This window comes from Saccharopolyspora terrae (genome assembly GCF_004348435.1).
In the GTDB taxonomy this organism is placed as follows: domain Bacteria; phylum Actinomycetota; class Actinomycetes; order Mycobacteriales; family Pseudonocardiaceae; genus Saccharopolyspora; species Saccharopolyspora endophytica.
In genome coordinates this window covers 288,427-314,223 of the sequence record NZ_SMKS01000001.1, presented here as the reverse complement: position 1 = coordinate 314,223, position 25,797 = coordinate 288,427, and the positions used below count along the sequence as shown (strand labels likewise).

22 protein-coding genes are annotated in these 25,797 nt (G+C 68.7%); 10 read left to right on the top strand and 12 right to left on the bottom strand.

The features are described from left to right. Positions 1 to 120: 120 nt before the first annotated feature. Entirely contained in the window at positions 121 to 1,422 is a 1,302-nt protein-coding gene (locus E1181_RS01630; RefSeq protein ID WP_207921969.1) for an MFS transporter, read from the top strand. A 246-nt stretch (positions 1,423 to 1,668) separates the two neighbouring features. Here the strand turns inward: E1181_RS01630 and E1181_RS01625 are convergent, their stop codons facing one another. Beyond that, on the bottom strand, positions 1,669 to 3,726 hold the full coding sequence (locus E1181_RS01625; RefSeq protein WP_235875643.1) for a PhoX family protein: 2,058 nt from the start codon (positions 3,724 to 3,726) through the stop codon (positions 1,669 to 1,671). Between the two features lie 500 nt (positions 3,727 to 4,226). Between E1181_RS01625 and E1181_RS01620 the strand changes: the two genes are divergently transcribed. Both E1181_RS01620 and E1181_RS01615 read left to right on the top strand, forming a co-directional pair. Beyond that, positions 4,227 to 4,961: a ribosomal RNA small subunit methyltransferase A gene (locus E1181_RS01620; protein WP_132672031.1), complete on the top strand. Its 735-nt coding sequence runs from the start codon at positions 4,227 to 4,229 to the stop codon at positions 4,959 to 4,961. Positions 4,962 to 5,174: 213 nt separating this feature from the next. Continuing rightward, positions 5,175 to 5,369 carry a DUF397 domain-containing protein gene (locus E1181_RS01615; protein ID WP_132672030.1) on the top strand — a complete coding sequence of 65 codons (195 nt, stop codon included), beginning with the start codon at positions 5,175 to 5,177 and terminating at the stop codon, positions 5,367 to 5,369. On the opposite strand, the gene E1181_RS01610 is transcribed toward E1181_RS01615, so the two are convergent. The 8 genes from E1181_RS01610 to E1181_RS01575 all read right to left on the bottom strand — a co-directional run bounded on the left by E1181_RS01610 (position 5,370) and on the right by E1181_RS01575 (position 14,172). Beyond that, positions 5,370 to 7,400, bottom strand: a complete 2,031-nt coding sequence (locus E1181_RS01610) for a PhoX family protein (protein ID WP_132672029.1) — start codon at positions 7,398 to 7,400, stop codon at positions 5,370 to 5,372. 63 nt (positions 7,401 to 7,463) lie between these two features. After that, the gene (locus tag E1181_RS01605) at positions 7,464 to 8,687 is read right to left on the bottom strand and encodes an MFS transporter (protein ID WP_132672028.1); all 1,224 of its coding nucleotides are present in this window, start codon (positions 8,685 to 8,687) and stop codon (positions 7,464 to 7,466) included. A gap of 125 nt (positions 8,688 to 8,812) precedes the next feature. Further along, a complete protein-coding gene (locus E1181_RS01600; protein WP_132672027.1) occupies positions 8,813 to 10,561 on the bottom strand; it encodes a hypothetical protein in 1,749 nt (582 codons plus the stop codon). 131 nt (positions 10,562 to 10,692) lie between these two features. Next, a complete protein-coding gene (gene crcB / locus E1181_RS01595) occupies positions 10,693 to 11,067 on the bottom strand; it encodes a fluoride efflux transporter CrcB (protein WP_132672026.1) in 375 nt (124 codons plus the stop codon). Beyond that, on the bottom strand, positions 11,064 to 11,510 hold the full coding sequence (locus E1181_RS01590; protein ID WP_132672025.1) for a fluoride efflux transporter FluC: 447 nt from the start codon (positions 11,508 to 11,510) through the stop codon (positions 11,064 to 11,066). Before E1181_RS01590 ends, crcB begins: the two co-directional genes overlap by 4 nt. Positions 11,511 to 11,645: 135 nt before the next feature. Further along, a complete protein-coding gene (locus E1181_RS01585) occupies positions 11,646 to 12,194 on the bottom strand; it encodes an OmpA family protein (protein ID WP_132672024.1) in 549 nt (182 codons plus the stop codon). Between the two features lie 230 nt (positions 12,195 to 12,424). After that, positions 12,425 to 13,225 (bottom strand): ABC transporter permease, encoded by an 801-nt coding sequence (locus E1181_RS01580; protein ID WP_132672023.1) that lies wholly within the window; start codon positions 13,223 to 13,225, stop codon positions 12,425 to 12,427. Then, positions 13,222 to 14,172: an ATP-binding cassette domain-containing protein gene (locus tag E1181_RS01575; RefSeq protein WP_132672022.1), complete on the bottom strand. Its 951-nt coding sequence runs from the start codon at positions 14,170 to 14,172 to the stop codon at positions 13,222 to 13,224. The genes E1181_RS01580 and E1181_RS01575 overlap by 4 nt, the downstream gene beginning before the upstream one ends. A gap of 240 nt (positions 14,173 to 14,412) precedes the next feature. Here E1181_RS01575 and E1181_RS01570 point away from each other — a divergent pair, with 240 nt between their 5' ends. Then, entirely contained in the window at positions 14,413 to 16,254 is a 1,842-nt protein-coding gene (locus E1181_RS01570) for an acyl-CoA dehydrogenase (RefSeq protein ID WP_132672021.1), read from the top strand. Positions 16,255 to 16,320: 66 nt separating this feature from the next. Here E1181_RS01570 and E1181_RS01565 read toward each other — a convergent pair whose 3' ends face one another. Together E1181_RS01565 and E1181_RS01560 are read right to left on the bottom strand one after the other, a co-directional pair. Next, a complete protein-coding gene (locus tag E1181_RS01565) occupies positions 16,321 to 17,589 on the bottom strand; it encodes a glycosyltransferase family 87 protein (protein WP_328590817.1) in 1,269 nt (422 codons plus the stop codon). 100 nt (positions 17,590 to 17,689) lie between these two features. Beyond that, the gene (locus E1181_RS01560) at positions 17,690 to 18,457 is read right to left on the bottom strand and encodes a deoxyribonuclease IV (protein ID WP_132672019.1); all 768 of its coding nucleotides are present in this window, start codon (positions 18,455 to 18,457) and stop codon (positions 17,690 to 17,692) included. A 177-nt stretch (positions 18,458 to 18,634) separates the two neighbouring features. Between E1181_RS01560 and E1181_RS01555 the strand changes: the two genes are divergently transcribed. The 6 genes from E1181_RS01555 to dnaB all read left to right on the top strand — a co-directional run bounded on the left by E1181_RS01555 (position 18,635) and on the right by dnaB (position 24,741). Continuing rightward, positions 18,635 to 19,573: a hypothetical protein gene (locus E1181_RS01555; RefSeq protein ID WP_132672018.1), complete on the top strand. Its 939-nt coding sequence runs from the start codon at positions 18,635 to 18,637 to the stop codon at positions 19,571 to 19,573. A 381-nt stretch (positions 19,574 to 19,954) separates the two neighbouring features. Further along, positions 19,955 to 20,305: a 30S ribosomal protein S6 gene (rpsF, locus tag E1181_RS01550; protein ID WP_235874909.1), complete on the top strand. Its 351-nt coding sequence runs from the start codon at positions 19,955 to 19,957 to the stop codon at positions 20,303 to 20,305. A 44-nt stretch (positions 20,306 to 20,349) separates the two neighbouring features. Continuing rightward, positions 20,350 to 20,841, top strand: coding sequence for a single-stranded DNA-binding protein (locus tag E1181_RS01545; RefSeq protein ID WP_132672017.1), 492 nt, complete (start codon positions 20,350 to 20,352; stop codon positions 20,839 to 20,841). A 50-nt stretch (positions 20,842 to 20,891) separates the two neighbouring features. Beyond that, entirely contained in the window at positions 20,892 to 21,128 is a 237-nt protein-coding gene (rpsR, locus tag E1181_RS01540; protein ID WP_093419808.1) for a 30S ribosomal protein S18, read from the top strand. 20 nt (positions 21,129 to 21,148) lie between these two features. After that, positions 21,149 to 21,601 carry a 50S ribosomal protein L9 gene (gene rplI / locus E1181_RS01535; protein ID WP_132672016.1) on the top strand — a complete coding sequence of 151 codons (453 nt, stop codon included), beginning with the start codon at positions 21,149 to 21,151 and terminating at the stop codon, positions 21,599 to 21,601. A gap of 497 nt (positions 21,602 to 22,098) precedes the next feature. Then, positions 22,099 to 24,741, top strand: a complete 2,643-nt coding sequence (gene dnaB / locus E1181_RS01530) for a replicative DNA helicase (protein ID WP_132672015.1) — start codon at positions 22,099 to 22,101, stop codon at positions 24,739 to 24,741. A 118-nt stretch (positions 24,742 to 24,859) separates the two neighbouring features. Here dnaB and E1181_RS01525 read toward each other — a convergent pair whose 3' ends face one another. Next, complete coding sequence (locus E1181_RS01525) at positions 24,860 to 25,357, bottom strand: hypothetical protein (RefSeq protein ID WP_132672014.1); 498 nt, start codon at positions 25,355 to 25,357, stop codon at positions 24,860 to 24,862. Positions 25,358 to 25,797: the final 440 nt, after the last annotated feature.

Genomic DNA, 25,797 nt, shown 5'->3' with positions numbered 1-25,797 from the left:
TACAGGTGGCATATTTCACCGAGGCTACCGGCCGTCCCACCCTCCGGTCGGGTCTTGACCTGGTGGGCGGGCTGCGCGTATGCCCATCCGGTGAGCAGCGCCAACGTAGCCCCTGCGGAGATGCAGAACCGGATCCTGCGCAAGGTCGCGATCCGGTTGATGCCGTTCCTGTGCCTCCTGTACTTCGTCAACTACCTGGACCGGGTCAACATCGGCTTCGCCGGCCCGAACGGCATGAACGACGAACTGGGCATGACCGCAACGGTCTTCGGGTTCGCCTCGGGCATCTTCTTCCTCGGCTACCTGGTGCTGGAGGTGCCGAGCAACCTCGCCCTGCACCGCTTCGGCGCCCGCAAGTGGCTGGCCCGGATCATGATCACCTGGGGCATCGTCGCGACCGTGATGGCCTTCGTGCCGAACGCGACGACGCTGGTGGTGCTGCGGTTCCTGCTGGGCGTCGCCGAAGCCGGGTTCTTCCCGGGCATCATCCTGTACCTCACGTACTGGTTCCCGGCGGTGCAGCGGGCCAAGGCGGTCGCGCTGTTCATGGCCGCGGTCCCGGTCTCCAGCGCCATCGGCGCGACCGTGTCGAGCGCGCTGATCAGCAGCGGGCACGGCGTTCTCGGCCTCTCCGGCTGGCGGTTCATGTTCCTGGTGGAGGGCGTGCCGGCGATGCTGCTGGCGGTGGCGACCTGGTTCTACCTGACCGACCGGCCCGAGCAGGCCAAGTGGCTCGAGGACGAGGAACGCGAGTGGCTGTCCGGTCAGCTGGAGGCCGAGCGCGCCGAGACCGAGGCCGCGCACGCCTGGCCGCTGCGCAAGGCCCTGACGCATCCGCGGATCCTGGCGCTGGCGTTCGTCTACTTCGGCATCGCCTACGGCCTGTACGCGCTGGGCTTCTTCCTGCCCACGATCGTCAAGGGCTTCGAGCAGCAGTACGGCACGGAGCTGTCCACGATGGAAGCCGGCCTGGTGACGGCGGTTCCGTACGTGATCGGTGCGGTGGCGATGGTCATCTGGGCCGCGCACGGCGACCGCACCCGCGAGCGGGTCTGGCACGTGGCGCTGCCGATGCTGCTCGGCGGCGTGTCCATCCCGATCGCGCTGTACCTGGGCAACCCGTTCATGGCCATGGTCGCGGTGACGATCTGCGCCGTCGGCGTCTGCGCCGCCCTGCCCACTTTCTGGGCACTCCCCAGCAACTTCCTCGCCGGCGCCGCGGCCGCCGGCGGCATCGCTCTGATCAACTCGCTCGGCAACATCAGCGGCTTCGCGGCCCCCTACATCACCGGAGCCCTCGCCGACGTCACGGGCTCCCAGCGCTCCGGCCTCTGGGTCGTCGGCGTGGTCATGATCGCCGCAGCCTTCACGGTCATTGCCCTCCGCGCAGTCCCCAAGGAATCCCCCACCTCCCAAGACTGACCCACCAGCGCCCACCGGATTTCAGTGGAACTCGGGATCCCGATTTCAGTGGAAGTCCGGGAACGGGTTTCGGTGGAACTCGGGACCCCGGTTTCGGTGGAAGTTGGGTGCCGCGTTTCGGTGGAAGTTGGGTTCCCGATTTCAGTGGAAATCCGGTTACCGAGGGGGCCGACTCCTGGGCGGGGGTGGAAACGCAACGAGGGTCCCTGGCCTTTCGGCCGGGGACCCCCGCGCTCGCAAGGTGGATCAGCCGCGGCCGATCTCACCGCCGTCTTCACGCCAGATCGCCACGACCGACGGGCGCGGCTGCGAGGTGCCGCCGTCCGGCCAGTGCGATGCCGGGTTTCCCGCGTTGTGGCCGTCGATCTCGCCGGGGTGCTGCACCGAGACGGTCACCAGCTTGTCGCGCACCACGGGACCGCAGGTCTCGGCACCGTTGGGCACGGTCAGGAACTGCTTGACGAAGCCGCGCTCCGGTCCGTCGACGGGCACCGCGAACAGGCCGTCGTTGGAGTCCAGGGCGTTGCCGTCGGTGGAGATCCACAGGTTGCCGTGGCGGTCGAAGGCCACGTTGTCCGGGCACGAGATCGGGCTGACCTTGCTCTTGTCGAACCCGCCGAAGTAGGTGCCCGCGTCGTTCGGGTCGCCGCACACCAGCAGCAGGTTCCAGCCGAAGCGGGTGCCCGTGGTGTCGTCGTCGATCTCCAGCACGTGACCGTGCTTGTTGCCGACGCGCGGGTTGGCCTCGTCCGGAGCCGCGTTGCCCTCGCTGCCGCGGTTGCTGTTGTTGGTCAGCGCGCAGTAGACCTTGCCGTTGACCGGGTTGGGCTGGATGTCCTCGGGCCGGTCCATCTTGGTGGCGCCGACCGCGTCGGCGGCCAGGCGCGTGAAGACGTAGACCTCCTCGGCGGTGAAGCCGGGGACGAAGGACTCCTTGCCGCTGGCCAGCGCGATCCACTCGCCGATGCCGTCGAACTTGCCGTCGGCGGGCAGCTTCCCGGTGCCGTCGATCTCACCGGCGGGGCTGTTGCCGGTGAACTTCGCGACGTAGAGCGTGCCGTCGTCGAGCAGGGTCATGTTGTGCCGGCGGGCCAGCGCGCTGGTGCCCTGCTTGACCTTGCCGTTGGAGACGAACTTGTAGATGTAGTCGAAGCGCTCGTCGTCACCGCTGTAGGCCACGACGCGGCCGTCGTCGGCGATCTGGACCGCTGCGCCCTCGTGCTTGAAGCGGCCGAGCGCGGTGTGCTTGACCGGGGTCGAGGACGGGTCGTTCGGGTCGATCTCGACGATCCAGCCGAAGCGGTTGGCCTCGTTGGGCTCCTGCGCGAGGTCCCAGCGCTTGTCGAAGCGCTCCCACTTGCGGGTGCTGGCGGTGCCTTCGAAGCCGTAGCGGCCGAGGCGCTCCTTGGCGACCGGGTTGGTGACGCTGTCGGCGTTGGCGAAGTACTGGTTGAAGTTCTCCTCGCCGGACAGGATCGTGCCCCACGGGGTGAGGCTGCCCGCGCAGTTGTTCTGGGTGCCGAAGACGGTCGTGCCGGTCGGGTCGACCGAGGTCTTCAGCAGGTCGCTGCCCGCTGCGGGACCGCGCAGCTCGAACGGGGTGTTGAGGGTGATGCGCCGGTTGTAGCGGCTCGGTGCCGGCTTGAGGCTGCCGTCGTCCTGGCGCTTGACGAGCACCACCGACAGACCGTGGGCGGCCCAGGCGATGCGGGCCTGCTCCTCGGTGGGGTTGTTCTCGTCGTAGCCGAGGAACATGTGCTCCTCGGTGGTGTACTCGTGGTTGCACACCAGGAGGCTTTCGGCGCCGGTCCGGTCGAGCGCGATGAGCTCGGCGAAGTCGTTGTTGTAGCCGAACTGCTTCTCCTGCGCGGCGGCGCTCTGGTTGGCGAAGTCGAACTCGGGCGCGCCTTCGACGACCGGGTCACCCCACCGGATCACGACGCCCTGCTGGTAGCCGTCGGCGACGACCACGGCGTCCTCGGTGTTGGGCGTGACGGGCGCGAAGTCGGTGCCGGGCACGGCGCCTCGGGCCGGCGCGGGCTTGGGCGCGGCAGCGGCGGTGCCGTTGAGCATGGCGGCGCCGCCAACCGTCAGCGCGAGCGCGCCGGTGGCCTTCAGCGCGCCACGACGGCTGAGCACGGCCTCGACGATGTCACCGAAGTAGGCGTTGCCGGAGGTGTTCGGCGCCTCGTGCTGGCAGGCGTTGCCGCAGCGGTACTTGCAGGTGACCGAGGAACGGCTGGCGCTGTGGTGGGAGATGAGAGGGAGCGGGATGACCCGCCCGCTGTCCGGTCGGGAAGACAAGCGGACCTCCATGGGATTGGTATGGAACACCCGAACGTTAGACAGATTGGGCGATGTCCTCGGTACATCTGGGTGAACAGAAGCCGAACAAGCAACGCAGAGTCGCCGACACCGCGCTCTGCTGGTCTTTCGTCGAGTGCTCGACGTCACGACGGGGCAGTGCTGAGCCGAACCGCCCCGTGATCGACGTCCCTTCGTATGGTCGGCAGAACTGCCCGCTGTCCCCTCTCTCCGCCGACCCGGCTGCCGGGAGCCGGGAGTCGCGAAAAATCGGTTTCCGGTCGAGGGCGAGGCTTGTAGCTTTGTCGACATGGGGCATTGTTCTGCTGCTTTCTTCATCCGGCTGCGTTCCGCCTAGGCGGCGCGGCCAGTAGATCGCGTCGCCGTTCGCGTCCGGGTCTCGTTCCCCGACGCGCGGTCGATGCTGCGGACGTTCACCCGCCGGCCTGTGCGCGCGAGACCCGGTTCCCATTCGGCTCGCGAGTGCAGGAGCAGTCCCCATGTCCTATCGCCGCAGGTCGGCGCGCGATCGCGCGCGCCGCGAACTCGGCCAGAACTTCCTGATCAACCCCCGCGCGGCCCGCCGCATGGCCCGCGCGCTGACGCCGTCGCAGGACCCCGTCGTCGAACTCGGAGCGGGCCGCGGCGCGCTGACCCGAGAGCTCGTCGACCTCGGGCGCTCGGTGATCGCGGTCGAGCTCGACCGGCGCTGCGTCGAGCGCCTGAGCGCGGAACTCCCGCGGGTGCGCCTCCACCACGGCGACATGCGCGAGTTCCGGTTCCCGGTCAGGTCGCACGCCGTGGTCGGCAACCTGCCGTTCGGCATCACCACGACCATGACCCGCACCCTGCTCACCACCCAGCACTGGACCGAAGCGGTGCTGCTGATCCAGCACGAGGTGGCGGTCAAGCGGGCGAGGGGCGGCAGTCAGCTCAACGCCCAGTGGTCGCCCTGGTTCGAATTCCGCTCGCTCGGCGAGGTTCCGGCGCAGCACTTCCGGCCGATCCCGGCGTGCAGCGGCGGAATCCTCCACATCACCAGGCGGCAACTCCTCCCGGCGGAGCGCAGGAACGACTACCAGGCCTTCGTCCGGGCCGTCTACCAGGCGAGGGGCCGATCGCTCGCGGAGATGATCCGCAACGTCACCGGTCGCCGCCTCCACGGCCTGCCGCCGCTGCCGAAAGACCTGACGCCCCAGGCGTGGGTGCGGCTCTACCGGCGGATCACGAGCTGAACGCCGAGCGGGCGGACGGGCGCCCGTGTGGGGGTCCGGCATCGGCGCATGCCGGACTGGCTCGGTGTCTGGAACACCGCAGGTCCGAGCAGTTCCTCGACGCGCTGAAGGACACCGCGGAATTCGTGGATCTCACGGCTGATCTGAGCGCGCAGGCCTTGGACGCGGTCCGGTCTGTCGAAATGATTCGTACGTGGACGTTCTGGAGGGCTGATGACCGAGAACTTCGTGGGATGGCGGAAGTCGAGCTACAGCGGTCCGAACAACAACTGCGTCGAGGTCGGGCGTGGTCGTGATGCTGTGGGGATTCGGGACACCAAGAACCGCGAGGCCGGGCACTTAGCGGTGCCCGTCTCGCGGTTCCTGGACTTCATCGGGGCCGTGAAGGACGGGGCCTTCGAGCGCTGATCAGCGCCAGACCGCGACCACCGAGGGCCGGGGCTGGGTGGTGCCTCCGTCGGGCCAGTGGCTGGCGGGGTTGTCGGCGTTGGCGCCGTCCAGCTCGCCCGGGTGCTGGGCCGAGACGAGGACGAGGTCGTCCTCGATGACCGGCCCGCAGGCTTCGGCACCGCGCGGGACGCTGAGGAACGCCTTGACGTGGCCGCGTTCCGGGCCTTCCAGCGGGACGGCGTAGAGGCCGTCGTTGAAGCCGAGCGCGCCGCTGGAGTCGGTGGTGATCCACAAGTTGCCCTGGCTGTCGAACGCGACGTTGTCCGGGCAGGTGATCGGGCTGACCTGCGACTTGTCGTACCCGGCGAAGTAGGTCGACGGGTCGGCCGGGTCGCCGCAGACCAGCAGCAGTCGCCAGGTGAACGCGATGCCCGCAGGGTCGTCGTCGAGTTCCATGACCTGGCCGTGCTTGTTGGTGTTGCGCGGGTTCGGCTCGTCGGCGGGTGCCTTGCCGTCGGTGCCGCGATCGGAGTTGTTGGTCAGCGCGGCGTAGACGCGTCCCGTCTTGGGGTGGGGTTGGACGTCCTCGGGCCGGTCCATCTTGGTGGCGCCCGCCTTGTCGGCGGCCTGGCGGGTGAAGACGTAGACCTCGTCGGCGCTCATGCCGTCGACGAAGCTGGTGTCGTTGTGCGCCAGCGGGATCCACTCGCCGACGCCGTCGAACTCGCCGTCGGAGGGCAGTTTCCCGGTTCCGTCGATCTCGGCGGGGTTGTCGCCGGTGAACTTCGCGACGTACAGGGTGCCCGAGTCCAGCAGCGACGTGTTGTGCCTGCGGGCGTGCCCGCTGCCGCCCGGCTTCATCTTCCCGTCTGAGACGAACCGGTACATGTACTCGAACTTCTCGTCATCGCCCATGTAGGCGGCGACGCGTCCGTCGTCGAGGACGCGGATGTTGGCGCCTTCGTGCTTGAGCCGACCGAGCGCGGTGTGCTTGACCGGGGTGGAGGACGGGTCGTTCGGGTCGAGCTCGATGATCCAGCCGAAGCGGTTGGCCTCGTTGGGCTGCTGGGCGAGGTCCCAGCGGGAGTCGAAGCGCTCCCACTTGCGGTCGGTCGCGCCGCCGGAGATCCCGTAGCGCGCGAGGCGTTCCGCGGCGACCGGGTCGGTGACGGTGTCGGCGTTGGCGAAGTACTGGTGGAAGTTCTCCTCGCCGGACAGGATCGTGCCCCACGGCGTGACGCCGCCGGAGCAGTTGTTCATGGTGCCCAGCGAGCGCGTTCCCGTCGGATCGGCAGGGGTTGTCAGCCACTCGCTGCCCGCTGCGGGTCCGCGCAGCTCGAAGGGCGTGGTGAGGGTGATGCGCCGGTTCAGCGGGTCGATCACCGGCTTCTTGTCCTCCAGCACCACGACCGAAAGACCGTGCGCCGCCCAGGAGATCCTGGCCTGCTGCTCGGTGGGGTTCTCCGAGTCGTAGCCGCGGAAGACGAACTCCTCGGTGACGTACTCGTGGTTGTTGACCATCACCCTGCGTCCGTCGGGCAGCGGCAGCAGCGCGCAGAAGTCGTTGTTGTAGCCGAACTGGCCTTCTTGGGCCTCGGGCGACTGGGCGTCGAAGTCGAACTCCGGCGCGCCGGGCAGGATCGGGTCGCCCCAGCGGATCACGATCTGCTGCTGGAAGCCCTCCGGGATCACCACCGCGTCCTCGGTGTTGGGCCGGATCGGCACGAAGTCCAGGCCGGTCGCGGCGGCCGCTTCGCGGGAGGCCAGCGCGGGAACCGCGAGCGCGGCCGTGGCCACCGCTCCGGCCTTGAGCAGGCCGCGACGGCTGAGCACCTGGTCCAGGACCTGCCCGAAGTAGGCGTTGTCCGAGGTGTTCGGCGGGTGTTGGGAGCACTGGTCGCCGCATCGGTAGCGGCACGTGACGCGGGCACGTCCGCCGGTGAGCAGCGGCAGGAGTCGACGTTCGGGAGCCACCAGGACCTCCAAGCTGTTCGAGAACGGCTTGGAGCGTAAGCGAACGTCAACGGTGTGCAAGCGCTTGGCGAACATTGGGCGACAACACGAAGGGGCGCGCGGATCGAGATCCGCGCGCCCCTTCGTGTTGTCGCCCGATCAGACCTCTTCGCCGACCACTGCCGCTTCGGCCGGGACCTGCTGAGCGTCGGCCTTGCCGCGCACGTCGGTGACCAGCAGCAGCGCGGCGATCACGCACAGCGCCGCGCCGACGGCGAACGGCGCGTGGTTCGAGCCGAACCAGGTGGCGACGTGGCCGACCAGCGTGGCGGCAGCGGCGCCGCCGAGCCAGCGGCAGAAGTTGTAGCCGGCGCTGGCCACCGGGCGCGGCGCGTCGCTGACGCTCATCGCCGAACCGGTGAACAGCGTGTTGAGCAGGCCCGAGGCCAGTCCGCTGAGGATCACGCCGACGACCACGACCGGCTTCGAACCGAACGCCATGACGCCCAGGATGACCGCGTAGAGCAGGACCGCGATGATCGTGCCGCCGACCTCGCCGAAGCGGGCCGCCAGCTTGGGCGCCAGCGTCACCCCGGCGACCGCGACGCACAGACCCCAGCCGAAGAACACCAGGCCGACCGCGATCGCGCCGAACTCCAGCACGAACGGCGACCAGGCCAGCACGATGAAGAAGCTCGCGGTGTAGAACGCCGAGCCCAGCGAGGTGCGCAGCAGGCCGCCGTGACGCAGCGCCTTGATCGGGTCGAGGATTCCGATCTTGGCGCGGGTCGAGCGGTCCCCGTCCTTGGGCAGGAAACCGGCGGCGAGGATCAGCGCGACGGCCATCAGCGCCGCGGTTCCGGCGAACGGGCCCCGCCAGGAGATGTTGCCCAGCAGGGCGCCGAGCAGCGGCCCGGTGGACAGGCCGATGCCCAGCGCCGCCTCGTACAGCAGGATCGCGGCCTGCTGGCCGCCGGAGGCGGCGCCGACGATCACCGACAGCGCGGTGGCGATGAAGAACGCGTTGCCCAGACCCCACACCGCGCGCAGCGCGACGAGCTGGCCGATGGAGCTCGCCAGCGCGCACGCGATGGTCGCCAGCACGATCAGGACGAGGCCGGTGACCACGGTGCGCTTGGGCCCGAAGCGGGCGCTGAACGCACCGGTGATCAGCATGGCCACGACCTGAACGCCCAGGTAGGACGAGAACAGCAGGGTGACCTGCTCCGGTCCGGCGTTCATCGCTTCGGCGATGGACAGCAGGATCGGGTCGACCAGGCCGATTCCCATGAAGGCGATGACCGCCGCGAACGCGGTGATCCACACCGCCTTCGGTTGTCCCTTGAAGACGTCGAGTAACCGAACTTCGTGCCCGGCGCTCATCGCCACGCCACCCCTCATCAACGGCGTTGGCAGCTGCGGTTGCGGCTGCTGTGAAGTCAAACCGTTCGCAATGCTAAACAATTCTCGTTAGCAGAACAAACGGACATGAGGAGCGTCACCGGGTATCAGGCGTCCAAGGCGCTGCGCGCAGCCGCCGCGACCTCCTCGTCCTCGTGGTTGTCGGCCAGCGCCGCCAGCAGCGCGCGGGCGTGGGAATGCCCGCTGCCGGCCAACTCGCCCACCAGCTGCAACTGCTCGTCCTCCGGCTGCTCGGCCACATCACCGACGAACAGGTCCACGTCGGTCTCCAGCGTCACCGCCATCGCGTCGACGCTGAACAGCAGCTGATCACCGTCGCGCGCCACCTGCTCGTCGGTGGCGGCCTGCAGCCACACCCGCACCGCCGCGCCGCACACCGGATCGTCGACCAGCCTGCGGGCCGCGGTCACGCCCTCCTCGCCGGTCGCCTCCAGCAGCGCCAGCGCGGGCATCCGGACCACCGGGTCGTCCACCAGCTCCAGCAGGCCGGTCAGCTCGTCCGCGGCCTGCTTCGGGCCGCGGTCCTCGACCCAGCTCGCCGCCAGCGCCTGCTGGACCGGTGCCGGGGCGGCGGCGAACAGCAGCGCCACCAGCTCGGCCGGGGCCAGGCGCAGCGCATCGGTCGTCGGCACGTGGAAGCCGAACGCCCGCAACGACTCCCGCGCGGCCCACACGCCCGCGGGTAGCAACTCGACGAACATCTCGACGGGCAGCGCGCCGTCCTCCTCGGTCGCGGGCCGGGTGCGCAGCGCCCCCATCGCCTCCCACTGCTCGACGATCCGCTTCACCAGGGCCAGCACCGGGCCCGGGTCCTCGGCGCCCAGCACGTCGGCGGCGGTGAACGCCACGACCTCCAGCGGCACCTCCTCGCCGGCCGCGTAGAGCACGCTCAGCACCGACTGGACCAGCTCGGGCAGGTCGTCCTCGTCGTCGTCGGAGTCGGCGGCGATGTTCTCCAGCCCGTCGCGGAAGACGTCGTCGAGCAGCACGAAGCTCTGCCACAGCTTCGTCCACAGCAGCTCCGGCTCGGCGAGCAGCGGAGCGGCGATCAGCGTCGGAACGACCCGCTCGCCGGAGACCCGCAGCAGGCCCGCGCGCTGCGCCCACTCCTGCAGCAGACCTGCGGTGGCGGTGTCGCTGCCCAGGCTCGCGGCCAGCTTGTCGACGTCGCCGTCACCCGCGTGCTCCACGACCGCGCGGATGCGGTCCATGATCGGGGCGCCGGCCGCGATGTCGCGGTGCGGCTCCGACTCGGTCAGCTCCACCGGGCTCAGCCACAGCTTCGGCTGCTGCTCGGGCTCGGTGGACTCGCGCGCGGTGATCTCGTCGGCGGTGTCCTGGTCGACGTCGAGCTCACCGGCGTCCACGGCGTCGTGGAACTCCTCCACCGCGGCGTCGTCGGAGTCGTCGACCCCCAGCTCCCGCATGGTGGTCGTCCAGAACTTCTCCGAACTCCACTCCGTCGGATCGGCCATCGCGCTCAGGTAGGCGGGCGTGGCCGCGTCGACCGCGTCGTGCAGCGCGGAAACCGGATCGGTCGAGGTCAGGAGGCGTTCCTCGGCCAGGAAGTCGAGCCACCGGTGCAGCAGGCCCGGTGTCGCCGACCACTCGCGGGTCAGCACGGCCCGGCGCGGCACGACCTCGGTCAGGACGCGCACGAGGTCCTCCTCGCTCCAGTGCGCGAGCATGCCGTCGGCGAGGAACTTGTCATCGAGCAGCAGCTCGACCAGCTCCGCTGCGTCGAGCTCGGGGTGGCGGCGGGTGAAGCGGTCGATCAGTTCGGCGCTGGCCTCGTCGAAACGTTCCTGCTCGCCGTGGATGAAGACGGTGCGCATGGTGACCCCATTCGCTCACGTGTGCGGATCTCGTGCCCAAAGGTTAGAGACAACCCGAACCGAATCCGGGGAGCGCGAGCGGGGTCGTGCACTCGTGTCGTGATCGCCCGTTCGGGTGCTGTTTCCCGGGGTCAGTGCCAGATCGAGGCGGCCAGCACGACGCCGAGCACGCCCGAACCCAGCCCCACCAGCACCGAACCGACCACGTTGAGCAGACCGAACAGCCGCTGCCCGCCGGTCAGCAGGCGCACGCTCTCGTAACCGAAGGTGCTGAACGTCGTCAGCGCGCCGCACAGACCCACGCCCAGCGCGGTCTGCAGCACCGGCAGGGGCGCGCCGAACAGCGCGGCCCCGGCGAGGAAGCCGAGGACCAGCGAACCGACCGCGTTGACCACCAGCGTTCCCCACGGGAACCCGGTGTCGTGCCGAGCCTGGACCCAGAGGTCGGTGAGGAAGCGCAGGCTCGCCCCGGTGGCGCCGCCGAGCGCGACGAGCAGGAGCGTCACGCGGCCTCCCGTCGCAGTCCCCGCGACAGGGCCCGGGTGGCGGTGATGCCGACGAACACCGCGAGCAGGCAGCACAGCACCGTGGCCAGCAGGTAGCCCAGCGCCGCCAGCGGCGCGGACAGCGCCAGCCGCAGCGCGTCGGTGACGTAGGTGGAGAACGTGGTGAATCCGCCGAGCACGCCCACGCCCAGGAACGGTCGCAGCAGGCGGTGCGGGGTGACCAGCTCGGTGATCACGCACATCAGCACGCCGATGGCCAGGCAGCCCAGCACGTTGACCAGGAACGTCGAAGCGGGGCCCGGCCACACCAGGCTCGTCGACCAGCGCAGGACCGACCCGATCGCGCCGCCGGCGGCGACCGCGGCCAGCACGTCCCAGGTGATCGCGGAGGCGGCCTTGCCCGCGGGCTCGCGGACCGTCCGCGCCTCGGCGGGAGAAGCCATCGACACCTCCGTGACTGCTCCCGCCGAGAGTACCGGGCCGGTCGCCCTGACCAGCACCGATCGCGACCGAGGTCTCACCGGCCGCGCACGACGAAGCGGGGCGGCCGGTTCTGGCCGCCCCGCTGGTGGAACCGCTTACTGAACCTTGATCTCGACCTTGCGGGACGCGGCGGGGTCGCCGCCCGCGTCGCCCTCGCCGGTGGGCTGCAGGCGCTCGGCCGGGACCCCGGCCTGCGTCAGCTGGTCGACGACCGCCTGGGCGCGAGCCTGCGACAGCTCCTTGCTGTCCTGGCTGGAGTTCGTCCCGGACGCGGTGAAGCCCGCGACCTGGAACTTCATCTCCTGCGGAGCGGTCTTGAGCATGTCGGCGGCCTTGGTGACCGTCTCCTTGCCCTGGTCGGTGAGCTCGCTGCTGTCCGGATCGAAGGTGATCGGCGAGCTCTGGTTGAGCTGGTCGAGCTGGCCCTGGAGCTGAGCCTTGGCCTGGTCGCCGCCCTGCTCGCCGCCGCCCTGCTGACCGCCGCCCATTCCGCCCGGCTGCTCGCCGCCCGGCGGAGGCTGCTGCTCGCCACCCGGCTCGGGCTGGCCCGGCTGCGGAGCCCCGGGCACTCCCGACGGCATTCCCGGCACGCCCTCTGGTGCACCACCGCACCCGGCGAGCAGTGCCGAGGTGCAAGCGATCACTGCAGCGGCGTATTTGACGTTCGTTCGGCGCATAACCCACCTCGCGGTCCGTGGTGCGTATCTCGGAGACGGGCAGATAGTGCGGTCTGATCGACCCGAAAACGTTCAACCACTGCGCGAGTCCGGTGCCGTTCACACTTTGGAGTTAACTCCAAAGTGCGGTCCTGCCAGGCAAAACGTGCTCATGCGACGCACTGACGGCTGTCCCCCGTGGATATCGTGAAGGACCTTCACCTACTCGCCACGCGACGGTAGCGAGCCACCGCGAGCGGGATGAAGATCGCCAGGATCACCAGCGCTGACACCACCGAGTACAGCACCGCGTGCTGCGCGGGCCAGCTGTCCGGAGGCGGACCGGTCACCCGGAGCGGGTTCCCGTAGAGCTGGCGCAACGCGTCCGAGTAGACCGTGATCGGATTCCACTCCGCGAACGTCCGCAGTGGACCGGGCATCGATTCCGCGGGCACGAAGGCCGAGGACACGAACGTCACCGGGAACATCCACAGCAGACCCGCGCTCTGCGCGACCTCGACGCTGCGCGCGACCAGGCCGATGAACGCGCCCACCCACGACATCGCGAACGAGAACAGCAGCAGGAGGCCGAAGGCCAGCAGCGCGTCGAGCACGCTGCCCCGGATCCGCCAGCCGACGATCAGCCCGCACAAGGACATGATCACCACGGTCAGCACGCTGACCAGCAGGTCGGACGTGGTGCGCCCGAGCAGCACGGCCACCCGCGACATGGGCAGCGACCGGAACCGGTCCATCATGCCCTTCTGCAGGTCGTTGGCCAGGCCGATCACGGTGAAGGAGCTGTTGAACGCCACCGTCTGCACGAAGATCCCGGCGATCAGGAACTCCCGGTACGCCTCGCCGCCGAGGCTGCCGCCGAAGACGTAGGCGAACATCAGCACGAACATGATCGGCTGCGCCGTGCTGGCCAGCAGCAGATCCGGGTTGCGCTTGATGTTCATCAGGTTCCGCCACGCCACGACGTTGCTGTCGCGGAGGCTCACCGCCAGCGCGTTCATCCCTGCTCCTCCTCGGCGTGCCGTCCGGTCAGACCCAGGAACACGTCGTCCAGCGTCGGCCGGTGCAGCCCGACGTCGTTGACCGCGACGCTGTCGGCGTCGAGCCTCCGCAAGGCCTCGATCAGCGCCTTCGGCCCGGTCTCCACGGCCACCGTGACCCGCCGCAGCGCCACCTCCACCTGCGGTTCGGCCACGCCGACATCGCGCAGCACCCGGGCCATCGCGGGCAGGTCGGCGGCGTCCTGCGCGATCAGCTGCAGGCGCTCGCCGCCGACGCGGGACTTGAGCTGGTCGGCGGTGCCGCTCGCGATGACCTCGCCGCGGTCGATGACCGCGATGGAGTCGGCCAGCTGGTCGGCCTCCTCCAGGTACTGGGTGGTCAGCAGGACCGTCGTGCCGTCGGCGACGAGCTCGCCGATGACCTCCCAGGTGTCCATCCGGCCGCGCGGGTCGAGCCCGGTGGTGGGCTCGTCGAGGACGACCACGGGTGGCGCGGCGACCAGCGCGCCCGCGAGGTCGAGCCGTCGGCGCATGCCGCCGGAGTAGCCCTTGGAGGGCCGGTCGGCCGCGTCGTCGAGCTTGAAGCGGTCGATGAGCTGCCGGGCTCGCGCGGAGGCGTTCGAGCGGGACATCCCGTAGAGGCGGCCGACCATGTAGAGGTTCTCGTAGCCGGTCAGGTTCCCGTCGACCGCGGCGTACTGCCCGGACAGGCCGATCGAGCGACGCACGGTGTGCGGGTCGGCCAGCACGTCGTGCCCGGCGACGAACGCGCGCCCCGAGTCGGGCCGCAGCAGCGTGGTCAGGATGCGAACCGTGGTCGTCTTGCCCGCACCGTTGGGGCCCAACAGCCCGAGGACTTCACCCCGGGGCACTTCGAGGTCGATCCCGTTCAGAGCGCGGGTGGATCCGAAGCTCTTGACCAGTGCCTCCGCGCGTACGGCGATCATCTGTACCCCCAGAGTGATGTCCGGATCGCCCACTGTAGGGCGCAGGGGTGACGGGGCGCCTTCGAATTTATCCCGATACGCGAATTTTGCGGAAGGGAACGCAGGTCAGAAGGGGTGCGAGGGGAGGGTGGCACAGGTCGCCTCGACAGAAGTTACTGCCAGGTAATACCCTTCTTGTTACCGACGAGTAAGGGCTCGTAGCCGGGCCCACCCGCAGCAGCGTGCAAGAGGGAGCCTTCGATGGGCCACTACAAGAGCAACGTCCGAGACCTCGAGTTCAACCTCTTCGAGGTCCTCAAGGTGCAGGACCGACTGGGCAAGGGCGCCTTCGAGCAGTCCGACCAGGACACCGTTCGCGGCGTGCTGTCCGAACTCAACGACCTGGCCACCGGCCCGCTCGCCGAGTCCTTCGTCGAAGGTGACCGCACCCCCGCGCACTTCGACCCGGCCACCCACTCGGTAACCCTGCCGGAGTCGTTCAAGAAGTCCTACCAGCAGGTCATGGACGGTGAGTGGTGGCGGCTCGGCCTGCCGGACGAGCTGGGCGGCTACGGCATCCCCCCGACCGTCACCTGGTCGGCCGCCGAACTGATCCTGGGCGCCAACCCGCCGGTCTACATGTACATGGCGGGCCCCAACTTCGCGACGATCCTCTGGAAGAACGGCACCGAGGAGCAGAAGAAGTGGGCTGACCTCATGATCGAGCGCGGCTGGGGCGCCACCATGGTCCTCACCGAGCCCGACGCCGGTTCTGACGTCGGCGCCGGCCGCACCAAGGCCGTGCAGCAGGAGGACGGCAGCTGGCACCTCGACGGCGTCAAGCGCTTCATCACCTCCGCCGACCAGGACATGACCGAGAACATCATGCACCTGGTGCTCGCCCGTCCCGAGGGACCCGGCGTCGAGGCCAAGCCCGGCACCAAGGGCCTGAGCCTGTTCCTGGTGCCCAAGTTCCACTTCGACGGCGAGACCGGTGCGCCGGGCGACCGCAACGGCGCCTTCGTCACCAACGTCGAGCACAAGATGGGCCTCAACGCCTCCGCCACCTGCGAGGTCACCTTCGGCCAGCACGGCACCCCGGCCAAGGGCTGGCTGCTCGGCGAGGTCCACGACGGCATCGCGCAGATGTTCCAGGTCATCGAGTACGCGCGGATGATGGTCGGCACCAAGGCCATCGCCACCCTCTCGACCGGCTACCTCAACGCCCTCGACTACGCCAAGGAGCGCGTCCAGGGCGCGGACCTCACGCGCAGCACCGACAAGACCGCCCCGCGCGTCACCATCACCCACCACCCCGACGTGCGCCGCGCTCTGATGCTGCAGAAGGCCTACGCCGAGGGCCTGCGCGCCATCTACCTCTACACGGCCGACTACCAGGACCAGATCACCCAGGGCAAGCACGAGGGCAGCGACGTCACCCTCGCCGAGGCCGTGAACGACCTGCTCCTGCCCATCGTCAAGGGCGTCGGCTCCGAGCGGGCCTACGAGATGCTCACGCACTCGCTGCAGACCCTCGGTGGCTCCGGCTACCTGCAGGACTACCCGATCGAGCAGTACATCCGCGACGCCAAGATCGACAGCCTCTACGAGGGCACCACCGCGATCCAGGCGCAGGACTTCTTCTTCCGCAAGATCGTCCGCAACCAGGGCGCGGCCATCGGCCACGTCGCGGCCGAGATCCAGAAGACGCTGGAGGCCACCGACGCCGACGAGCGCCTCAAGGAGGAGCGCGAGCTGCTCACCCGCGCACTCGGCGACGTCCAGGGCCAGCTCGGCACGCTGTTCGAGTTCCTGACCTCCGCCCAGGAGGACATCAAGAACATCTACAAGGTCGGCCAGCACGCCGTGTCGTTCCTGATGTCGGTCGGCGACCTGCTCATCGGCTGGAAGCTGCTGCAGCAGGCCGAGATCGCGCTCGCCGCGCTCGACGCCGGTGCCGGCAAGGACGAGTCGTTCTACCAGGGCAAGGTCGCGGTCGCCCGCTTCTTCGCCAAGAACGTCCTGCCCGAGCTCACCGGTCGCCGCAAGATCATCGAGGCCGCCGACAACTCCCTCATGGAGCTCGACGAGTCCGTCTTCTGATCGGACCCCTCAGCTGGAAGGGACCCGCGGCGCGCGCAGCCGCGGGTCCCTTTCTCGTCCTCGTCCTCAGCTCCTGATGCGGTACCGCGAGGTCTCAGCGGACACCTCGTCACCCGACGGTCGCTCGTCGATGGTCGTGCGGGCCGACAGGAAAGCGATGAACAGCCCCACCAGCAGCGCGGCCCGGCCCCAGACCCCGATCATCAGCGCCTGCGCCGTGAAACCGTCGTGCACACCGCTCGGGATCCCCTCGTTGTTCAGGTACAGCCAGCGGAAGATGCCCGCGCACATCGCGAAATCCGCCACCAGGTACGCCACGATCCACCCCCAGCGCACCTGCACCAGCACGAAGAACGGCAGCAACCACAACGTGTACTGCGGCGAGTGAACCTTGTGCAGCAGCAGGAACCCGCACAGCATCGCCGCCGAAACCTGCACCCACGGGTAGGTCCCGGTCCTCTCGAACCGCAACCAGCCGATCCAGCAGGCCAACGCGAACGACACCAGCATCAGGCCCGGCGAGACGATGCCCATCGCGGCCTGGAAGCCGTCGTCCCCGGTCCAGTCCCGGAAACCCCAGTACCACACCGAGTTCGTGCTCAAGTCCACCTGACGCCGCGACTGGAACTCGAACGACGCCGCCCAGCCCTGAAAACCCGCCAGCGCGAACGGAACGTTGACCAGCAGACCCGTCCCCGCGGCCGCACCGGCCACCCGCAACGCGCCACGCCAGTCCCGGCCGCCCTCGGTGAACACGTACAGCATCAACGGCAGCACGAAGATCGCCGGGTACAGCTTCAACGCGAAACCCAGCCCCAGCAGCACCGCGGCCACCGTGGAACGACGCGCCAGCGACGCGCGCCAGCGGTGCATCACGAACACCGCCGCCACCGCGCTCGCCACCACCGGCAGATCCCAGTTGTGATCCGCGTAGAGCACCAACGGCGGCCCGATCGCCCACAGCAGCGCCCGCCAGCGGCTCAACCGCCCCAGCCACCACGCCACCGCCAGCCCGAACGGCGCCATCAGCAGCGCCGACGACAGCAGGAACCCGGCATCGGTGCTCACGAACAGCGCACCGGCCCAGATCAGAACCCCGGTCAGCACCGGGTACTCCACGACACCGCCCCACAACGAGCCGTCCTCGTCGATGCCCCCGTTCACGTACGGGAAGACGTGCCGGTCGATGTCCCGGCCCACCCACAGGTTCTGGATGTCGGAGTAGCAGACGTCCCGGTAGGACCGCATCTGGTAGTCCGGCACCGAGCGGCCCCACTCGTTGAACTCAGGACCCGTGCAACGCGCCTTGTTCGCGTACCCCAACGCCAACGTCACGGCCGTCAGCAGGCACAACACCGCTAACGCCGACACCGTCAAGCCCCGCGCGACCTTGATACCGGGCTCCTCTCACCCGGGCCAGCCGGGAAACAGCCGTTCAGCTCGCCTTCGAGCGGAGGAATTCGATGTCGGCGGCCTGACCCTCGTCCGGGGTCTCGACCACCACCGGCGCACCGGCCCTCGACACCACGCCCACCAGGAGCTCAGGATCGATGTTGCCCGAACCGATGTTGGCGTGCCGGTCCCTCGACGAACCGAACTCGTCCCGCGAGTCGTTGAGGTGCACCAGATCGATCCGTCCGGTGATCGCCTTGACCCGGTCCACCACGTCGAGCAGCTCCTCGCCCGCCGCGTGCGCGTGGCAGGTGTCCAGGCAGAACCCCGCGCCGAACTCGCCCACCGCGTCCCACAACCGGCCCAGCACGTCGAACCGCCGGGCCATCGCGTTCGCGCCGCCCGCGGTGTTCTCGATCAGGATCGGCACCTCGAAACCGCTCTCGTCGGCCTGCCGCTCGAACAGCTTGCGCCAGTTCGCGATGCCCTCGGCCGGGTCGTCGTCCTTCGTGACGTGCCCGCCGTGCACGATCAAGCCCTGCGCGCCGACCTCCGCAGCGGCCTTCGCCTGCTGCGTCACCGACTTCCGCGACGGTATGCGGATGCGGTTGTTCAACGAGGCCACGTTGATCACATAAGGTGCGTGGATGAAAACGGCGACGTCGCTGCCCCGCAGCTGTTCTGCCTGCGGATGCGGCTTCGGCGCCTTCCACCCCTGCGGGTCGGACAGGAAGAACTGCACCACCTCCGCGCCGCGCTCAGCGGCTGCGGTCAGCGGATCGTCATCGCGAACATGGGCGCCGATACGCATGGCACGCAGTCTATTCGTCCACACCGCCCGGACCCGGGAACCGGGGCGCACCGGGGTGTTCCACACTGTGGAACATCAACGGATTTGCCGGATGGCCGCAACCAACGGCGGTACTCGCGCGTTAGGAGCTTTGAGACAGTGACTGTCGATTCGGAGCCGTTCGCGGGGAGGCGAGCCATGGGTACCTGGGGAAACCCCAACCCACTGATCAAACCGAACGCGCTCCGCCGCACCGTATCGGCTGGTGCCGCGGGTCTGGTGATCCTGGCGGGAAGCTGCCTCGGCCTGGGAACGGCCGCCGCCGCCGAGCCGCTGGTCGTCGACCAGCCCATCGCCATCGTCTCCGGTGAGGTCGGCCAGCCGATCTCCGTGCTGCCCAAGACGCTGGACTTCAAGCTCAACCAGGCCGTCCTGCTGGCCATGCCGCTGGCCTTCGGCCCCGCCTCCGACGCCTCCGAGCAGTTCGCCTCGGGCAGCCCCATCGCGCTGGGCACCGCCGAACCCGGCGCCAACTCCTTCTCCGGCCGCGAGATCGCCAAGGCCGCGACACCGCGCCTGAGCCAGCTCGGACTGCCGGAGGACAAGGTGGAGGCCGTCCGCTTCCACTTCACCAACCTCGTCAGCCTCGGGAACTCGATCACGGTCAACGCCCCGGAGCCGGAGGAGGAGCCCCCTCCGCCGCCGTCCTCGCAGGAACCGCCGCCCGAGCAGCCGTCGCAGACGCCTCCCTCGTCGCAGACCCCGGCACCCGCGCCCGTCGTGCCGCCGCCGTCCGCGCCGTCCACCAGCCCCGTGCCGAGCATGCCCAGCGCCAGCGGTGCCCCGGCCGCGGTCAGCATGCTGCCGCCGAGCCTGCGCGGTTCCTCGCTGCCGTGGGCACAGGCCCGCTACGGCCAGGTGCCGGGCATGGCGCCCAACGTTGGTGACCTGGCACGACAGGCCCAGGAGCGGCAGCGCGTCCAGGACGAGCAGGACGAGATCCGCGCGGCCGGCCAGGCCGAAGCCCTCCCGACAGAGGTCTCCGAACGAGTCGCCCTCCCGGTCCTCATCGCCGCCGTCTCCCTCGCGGTGGTGACCGCTGCGCTAGTTCGAGCCTGGGTCCTACGCCGCCACTGACCTGGGATTTTCGCTGTTGAAGGGCCCTGTGGTCCTTCTGCTCAGTGGTGCGGGTGGCGGAACCTGACACGCCTTCTGGCTCCGGGATCCGAGACTTGTGTATGTCCAGTACACGGCGCTACGGCTGTCCTCCCCAGAAGACGTGTCAGAACCCGCGGCGGTGCCGGTTGCTCAGGTGGGTAGTGAGAAACCGGCTTCGCCGGTTGCCTGACGGTGCTGCCGGCCGTCAGAGGCTTCCTTCGGCGCTCGCCTTGGTGGTGGGTACCGCTGAGCGGGGCAATCGCAGCGGTGTCGGGGGTCCTTGCTACCGTTGCCTGGTTCGTTGACGCGAACGACCCTCCTGCCACGGAAAGTCCGTGGCCGTGAGTCCACAGGAGGTGAATGGTCTTCATGCGTCACTATGAGCTCATGGTCATCCTGGACCCGAGCCTGGACGAGCGCACCGTCGCTCCGTCCTTGGAGAACTTCCTCAACGTCGTCCGCAACGACGGTGGCACCGTCGAGAAGGTCGATGTCTGGGGCCGTCGTCGGCTGTCCTTCGAGATCAACAAGAACTCCGAGGGCATCTACGTCGTCCTGGACCTCAACGGCGAGCCGGCCACCATCAAGGAGCTGGACCGTCAGCTGAACCTCAACGAGTCGATCCTGCGGACCAAGGTCCAGCGGAAGATCGTTGAGCCCCGCAAGGTCGCGCGCGCCGCCAAGGCCCGTGCCGCCAAGGCGTCTGCCTGATCCAGGCCCGTACCCGCTAACGACCAGACTGGAGTCCCCAGGTCATGGCTGGTGAAACGGTAATCACGGTGGTCGGCAACCTGACCGCCGATCCGGAGCTGCGCTTCACCCCGTCCGGTGCTGCGGTCGCGAACTTCACCGTCGCGTCCACCCCGCGGACCTTCGACCGCCAGAGCGGCGAGTGGAAGGACGGCGAGGCGCTGTTCCTGCGCTGCAACATCTGGCGGCAGGCTGCGGAGAACGTGGCCGAGACGCTGACCCGGGGCATGCGTGTGGTCGTGCAAGGCCGGCTGCGCCAGCGGTCCTTCGAGACCAAGGAAGGCGAGAAGCGCACGGTCGTCGAGCTCGAGGTCGATGAGATCGGTCCGTCGCTGCGCTACGCCACCGCCAAGGTCAACAAGGTCAGCCGTGGTGGCGGAGGCGGTTTCGGCGGTGGCGGCGGAAGCGCCCCGGCCGGTCCGCCGGCCGACGACCCGTGGGGTTCGGCCCCGCCGGCAGGTTCCGGCGGCGGCTTCAGCGACGAGCCGCCGTTCTGACGCTCGCCGCAGCTAACGCTTAGGAAGTTTTTCGTTCAGGAGGAAGACCAATGGCCAAGGCGCCTGTGCGCAAGCCGAAGAAGAAGGTCTGCGTGTTCTGCAAGGACAAGGCCACGCTGATCGACTACAAGGACACGACGCTGCTTCGGAAGTACATCTCCGACCGCGGCAAGATCCGTGCCCGCCGGGTCACCGGCAACTGCAGCCAGCACCAGCGCGACGTCGCCATCGCGGTGAAGAACGCGCGTGAGATGGCCCTGCTGCCCTACACCTCGACCGCTCGCTGATAAGGGAAAGGAGTCACGTCATGAAGATCATCCTCACCGCTGACGTGTCCGGCCTCGGCGAGTCCGGCGACATCGTCGAGGTCAAGGACGGTTACGCGCGGAACTACCTGCTGCCCCGCAACCTGGCCATCGTGGCCACCAAGGGTGCGCAGAAGCAGGTCGAGACGATCCGTCGCGTCCAGGAGAACCGCCGCGTGCGGAACCTGGAGCACGCTCACGAGCTCAAGCAGCAGCTGCAGAACCTGGACGCGGTCACGTTGACCGCCAAGGTGTCCTCGCAGGGCAAGCTGTTCGGCTCGATCACCAGCGGCGACGTCGTCGCCGCGGTCCGCAAGGCCGGTGGCCCGAACCTCGACAAGCGTTCGGTCTCGCTGCGCGGCCACATCAAGTCGCTGGGCAAGCACGTCGTCGACGTGCAGCTGCACCCCGACGTGACGGCCAACGTCAACGTCCAGGTGACCGGCGAGCAGTGACCCGGTAGTACCGGACTCTTCAAACGGCATCGTCCACTCCGGCATTCGTGTGACGGGGTGGACGATGCCGTGTCCCGGCCGTGCACTGGCGGTCACGATGATCTCTCTTCGATCACCCACCGCTGTTGATTGCGACACGCCGATGGTGGCGACACGCCGGGAGTTTTCCACGGATTTCTTCCACAGCTTGTACGCAGGCTCTGAACTGGGGTTTTGAGTCGATCAAGGCTACTTGTCCCCAAGTTGTCCCCAGAAGCGCGGAACGCTGTCCGAAGTTATCCCCAGCTCGTTTCAATCTATCCACAGGCTGTCCCGAGGTTTGTCCACAACTTGAGTTGCCTGCTCTATGCGGGCGATCTAGCTTCGCGCGCGTGCGCTTGTGCCTACGGTCCGTCTCGGTGTCCCGACGACGGCGTGGACGCGCGCGTGCGGGAGGGTTCGGTCGCCGTGGTGTGCACGGACGACAGGCTGCTGGTCGGAGGAGGTGACGGGGTCCGGTGACGGTTCCCGACGATCGGGACGACGACCCGTACTTCGCGGACAACGGTGGAGGTGCACCCGGCGGCGCCAGCACGTTCGAGCGCCAGCCTCCGCAGGACCTCGCGGCCGAGCAGTCCGTGCTCGGCGGAATGATGCTGAGCAAGGACGCGATCGCCGACGTCGTCGAGGCGCTGAGCCCGAACGACTTCTACCGGCCCGCGCACCAGGCCATCTACGACTGCATCCTCGACCTCTACGGCCGCGGTGAACCGGCGGACGCGATCACCGTCTCCGCGGAGCTTGAGCGCCGCCAGGAGCTGGTGAAGGTCGGCGGTGCCCCGTACCTGCACACGCTGATCGCCACGGTCCCCACGGCCGCGAACGCCGGCTACTACGCGGAGATCGTCTCGGAGAAGGCGATCCTGCGCCGCCTGGTGGAGGCGGGCACCCGCATCGTGCAGCTGGGCTACCACGGCTCGGAGGGCGCGGCGATCGAGGAGGTCGTGGACCGCGCCCAGGCGTCGATCTACGACGTCACCGAGCGCAAGGCCAGCGAGGACTACCACGCCCTGGAGGAACTCCTCCAGCCCACGATGGACGAGATCGACGCGATCGCGTCCCGGGGCGGGGAGTCCCAGGGCATCCCCACCGGCTTCGCGGACCTCGACGCCCTGACCAACGGCCTCCACGCAGGCCAGATGATCATCGTCGCGGCGCGGCCCGGTGTGGGCAAGGCACTTGCCCTGGACACGCCTCTGGCCACGCCCGATGGCTGGACGACCATGGGTGAGGTCGAGGTCGGTGACCACCTCATCGGCGCTGACGGCAAGCCCACCAGGGTCGTCGCAGCTACCGAGGTCATGCACGACCGCCCGTGCTACGAGGTCGAGTTCTCCGACGGCACGACGGTCATCGCTGACGGCAACCACCAGTGGCTGACGGATACGAGGGCGTCGAGGAAATCCGCCCATGCGGCAGCCACCGGATACAACCGGATGCGCAACCAGCGGACTTTCGCCGAGGTGCGAACCACGGAGGAGATCGCGGCGACGTTGCGGTGCGACACGGCCGACCGCCGTCTGAACCACTCCGTCAACGCCACCCGTCCTATCGACCTTCCGGAACGAGAGCTGCCTCTCGCGCCCTACGTCCTGGGCGTCTGGCTTGGTGACGGCACTTCGGCGTCAGCGGCGTTCACCAGCGCTGATCCGGAGATTGCCGCGTACGTCGAGGGCGAAGGCTACTACGCCCCTGAGATTCGGCACCTGTACTACGGGATTCAGTTCGTGCCACCCGAGCCGGCCGCAGAACGCTTCTGCGTCGTCTGCGGTGAGACCTTCGTGCCCAAGACCAGCCAGGTCCGGACCTGCGGTAGGAGCTGCGGCGGCAAGGCCCGCTTCATGTCCACTCCCGTTGCGCAGCCAACTTGCCCGGACTGCGGCAGGCCGACGTGCGGTCTTCGCCAGTGCCAGCAATGCCGCAACGAGCGCGGGACCGTCCAGGCGCTCCTGCGGACGATGGGTGTGCTCGGGAACAAGCACATCCCGGACGAGTTCCTGCGAGCTTCGGAGAGTCAGCGGCGGGCGCTGCTCGCAGGCCTGCTGGACACCGACGGGACCGTCCTGCCAAGTGGTTCGGTGCAGTTCAGCGTCACCAACGAACGCTTGGCGCGCGACACCTACGAGTTGGTCGTCAGCCTCGGGTACCGCTGCTCGTGGACGACCAAACAGGTGCGTGGGCGCTGCGAGGAAACCTCGACGGCTTTCCGGCTGACCTTCAGCACGCAGGACGAGGTCTTCCGACTGGAGCGCAAGAAGCTCCTCCACAAGGAGCGGAACGCGCGCAAGCCCCGGATGGTCGGGATGCGCTACATCACCGCTGTCCGGCCGGTGGAGAGCGTGCCGGTTCGGTGCGTCGAGGTGGATTCGGTCGATCACCTCTACCTCGCGACGCGGTCGATGATCCCGACGCACAACTCCACCCTGGGACTGGACTTCGCCAGGTCAGCGTCGGTGAAGCACGGTTTGGCGAGCGTCATCTTCTCGCTGGAGATGGGGCGCACCGAGATCGTGATGCGCATGCTCTCCGCCGAGGCCCGCATCCGCCTGGGCGACATGCGCGGTGGCCGCATGACCGACGACGACTGGACCCGGCTGGCCCGGCGGATGAGCGAGATCAGCGAAGCGCCGATCTTCGTCGACGACTCGCCGAACCTCACGATGATGGAGATCCGCGCCAAGGCCCGTCGTCTCAAGCAGCGCCACGACATCCAGCTCATCGTCGTGGACTACATGCAGCTGATGACCTCGGGCAAGCGCGTCGAGTCCCGTCAGCAGGAGGTCTCGGAGTTCTCCCGAAATCTCAAGCTGCTGGCCAAGGAGCTCGAAGTCCCGCTGATCGCGATCTCCCAGCTCAACCGTGGTCCGGAGCAGCGAACGGACAAGAAGCCGCAGCTGTCGGACCTGCGTGAGTCGGGTTCCCTGGAGCAGGACGCGGACATGGTCATCCTGATCCACCGCCCCGACGCCTTCGAGCGGGACGACCCCCGCATGGGCGAAGCGGACCTCATGGTCGCCAAGCACCGTGCGGGTCCCACCGCGACGATCACCGTCGCCCACCAGCTCCACTACAGCCGCTTCGTCGACATGGCCCAGGAGTAGCCCGGGTCATGTGCAGGTTCTCGAAGCGGGTGTCCGACTCTCAGTCGTGATGCCCATCGTCTGGCAGAGAATTGGAGTCACGTCGTCGTCACATCTTGAGCTGGGGGCGCCTCACCGCTCAGCGGAGGATCTCCACCAACAGCACCCACGCGTTGAGCAACGCGCCGACGAAGGCCGCGATCACCCCGGCCGGAAGCCAGTACAGCCCGCCGAGGGTCCCGGTGATCGTCCCCAGCCCCCCGACGACCGTCGCCACCGACAGCAGCCCGGCAGGTATGGCGCTGTTGGTGATCCACGACAGGAGCGGCTGTTCCGGCGAGCGCAGCCAGGGCCGGTTCAACACCGCCAGCCACGCACCGGTGACCGCGCCGAGCACTACTAGCTCCGTCCCCAGGGCGCTTTCGCTCTGGCCGGGGATCAACAGCAGCAGCGCGATCACGAGTGGTGCGGCGAGCAGCATCAGGGTGTGCCCGGCTCGGGCCGTCAGCCGGTACCCGGCCAGAATCCGCTCCAGGTTGATCGACAACGCCACGAACACCAGACCGGCCAGCGCAGCACCTGCACCGGCCACCGCAACACCGAAGTCGGCCCACGCCTCGGCCTGATAGGCACCCACGGCGCTGATCGTGCCAGCAGTCGCGACTGGCGGCGCGGCGATGCCACAGTGCGGCTCGGTTGGGAGGGGGTCGGGCGATGGCCGGGTGCGCTCCGACTGGCTCCCGGTGATGACGGGACGAAGTCCTTATGCTCCGCCAACTCTGATCCCCGGAAGCCCCGCGCCGGAGCACAACGGCGATGAACGGACGCGTGAGAACAGCGGACGTGGCCCCGTTCCGCCTGCGCGGCGCAAGAGCCTCGTCCCCACGAGCCCCGAGTCCTCCTTTTGCGACCTCGTGTCCCAAACAGCTCAACCAACCCGGAATACCCCCGTAATCGGGTTCCGGATTACGGCCGTATTCGGGTACCTGATTACGGCGGTAATCCGTGTTCCCCGGGTACCAGGGACGGGTTGCGAGTGTGAGAGCTCGTTGTCGCCGCTTCGGTGGGCTTGGTGCC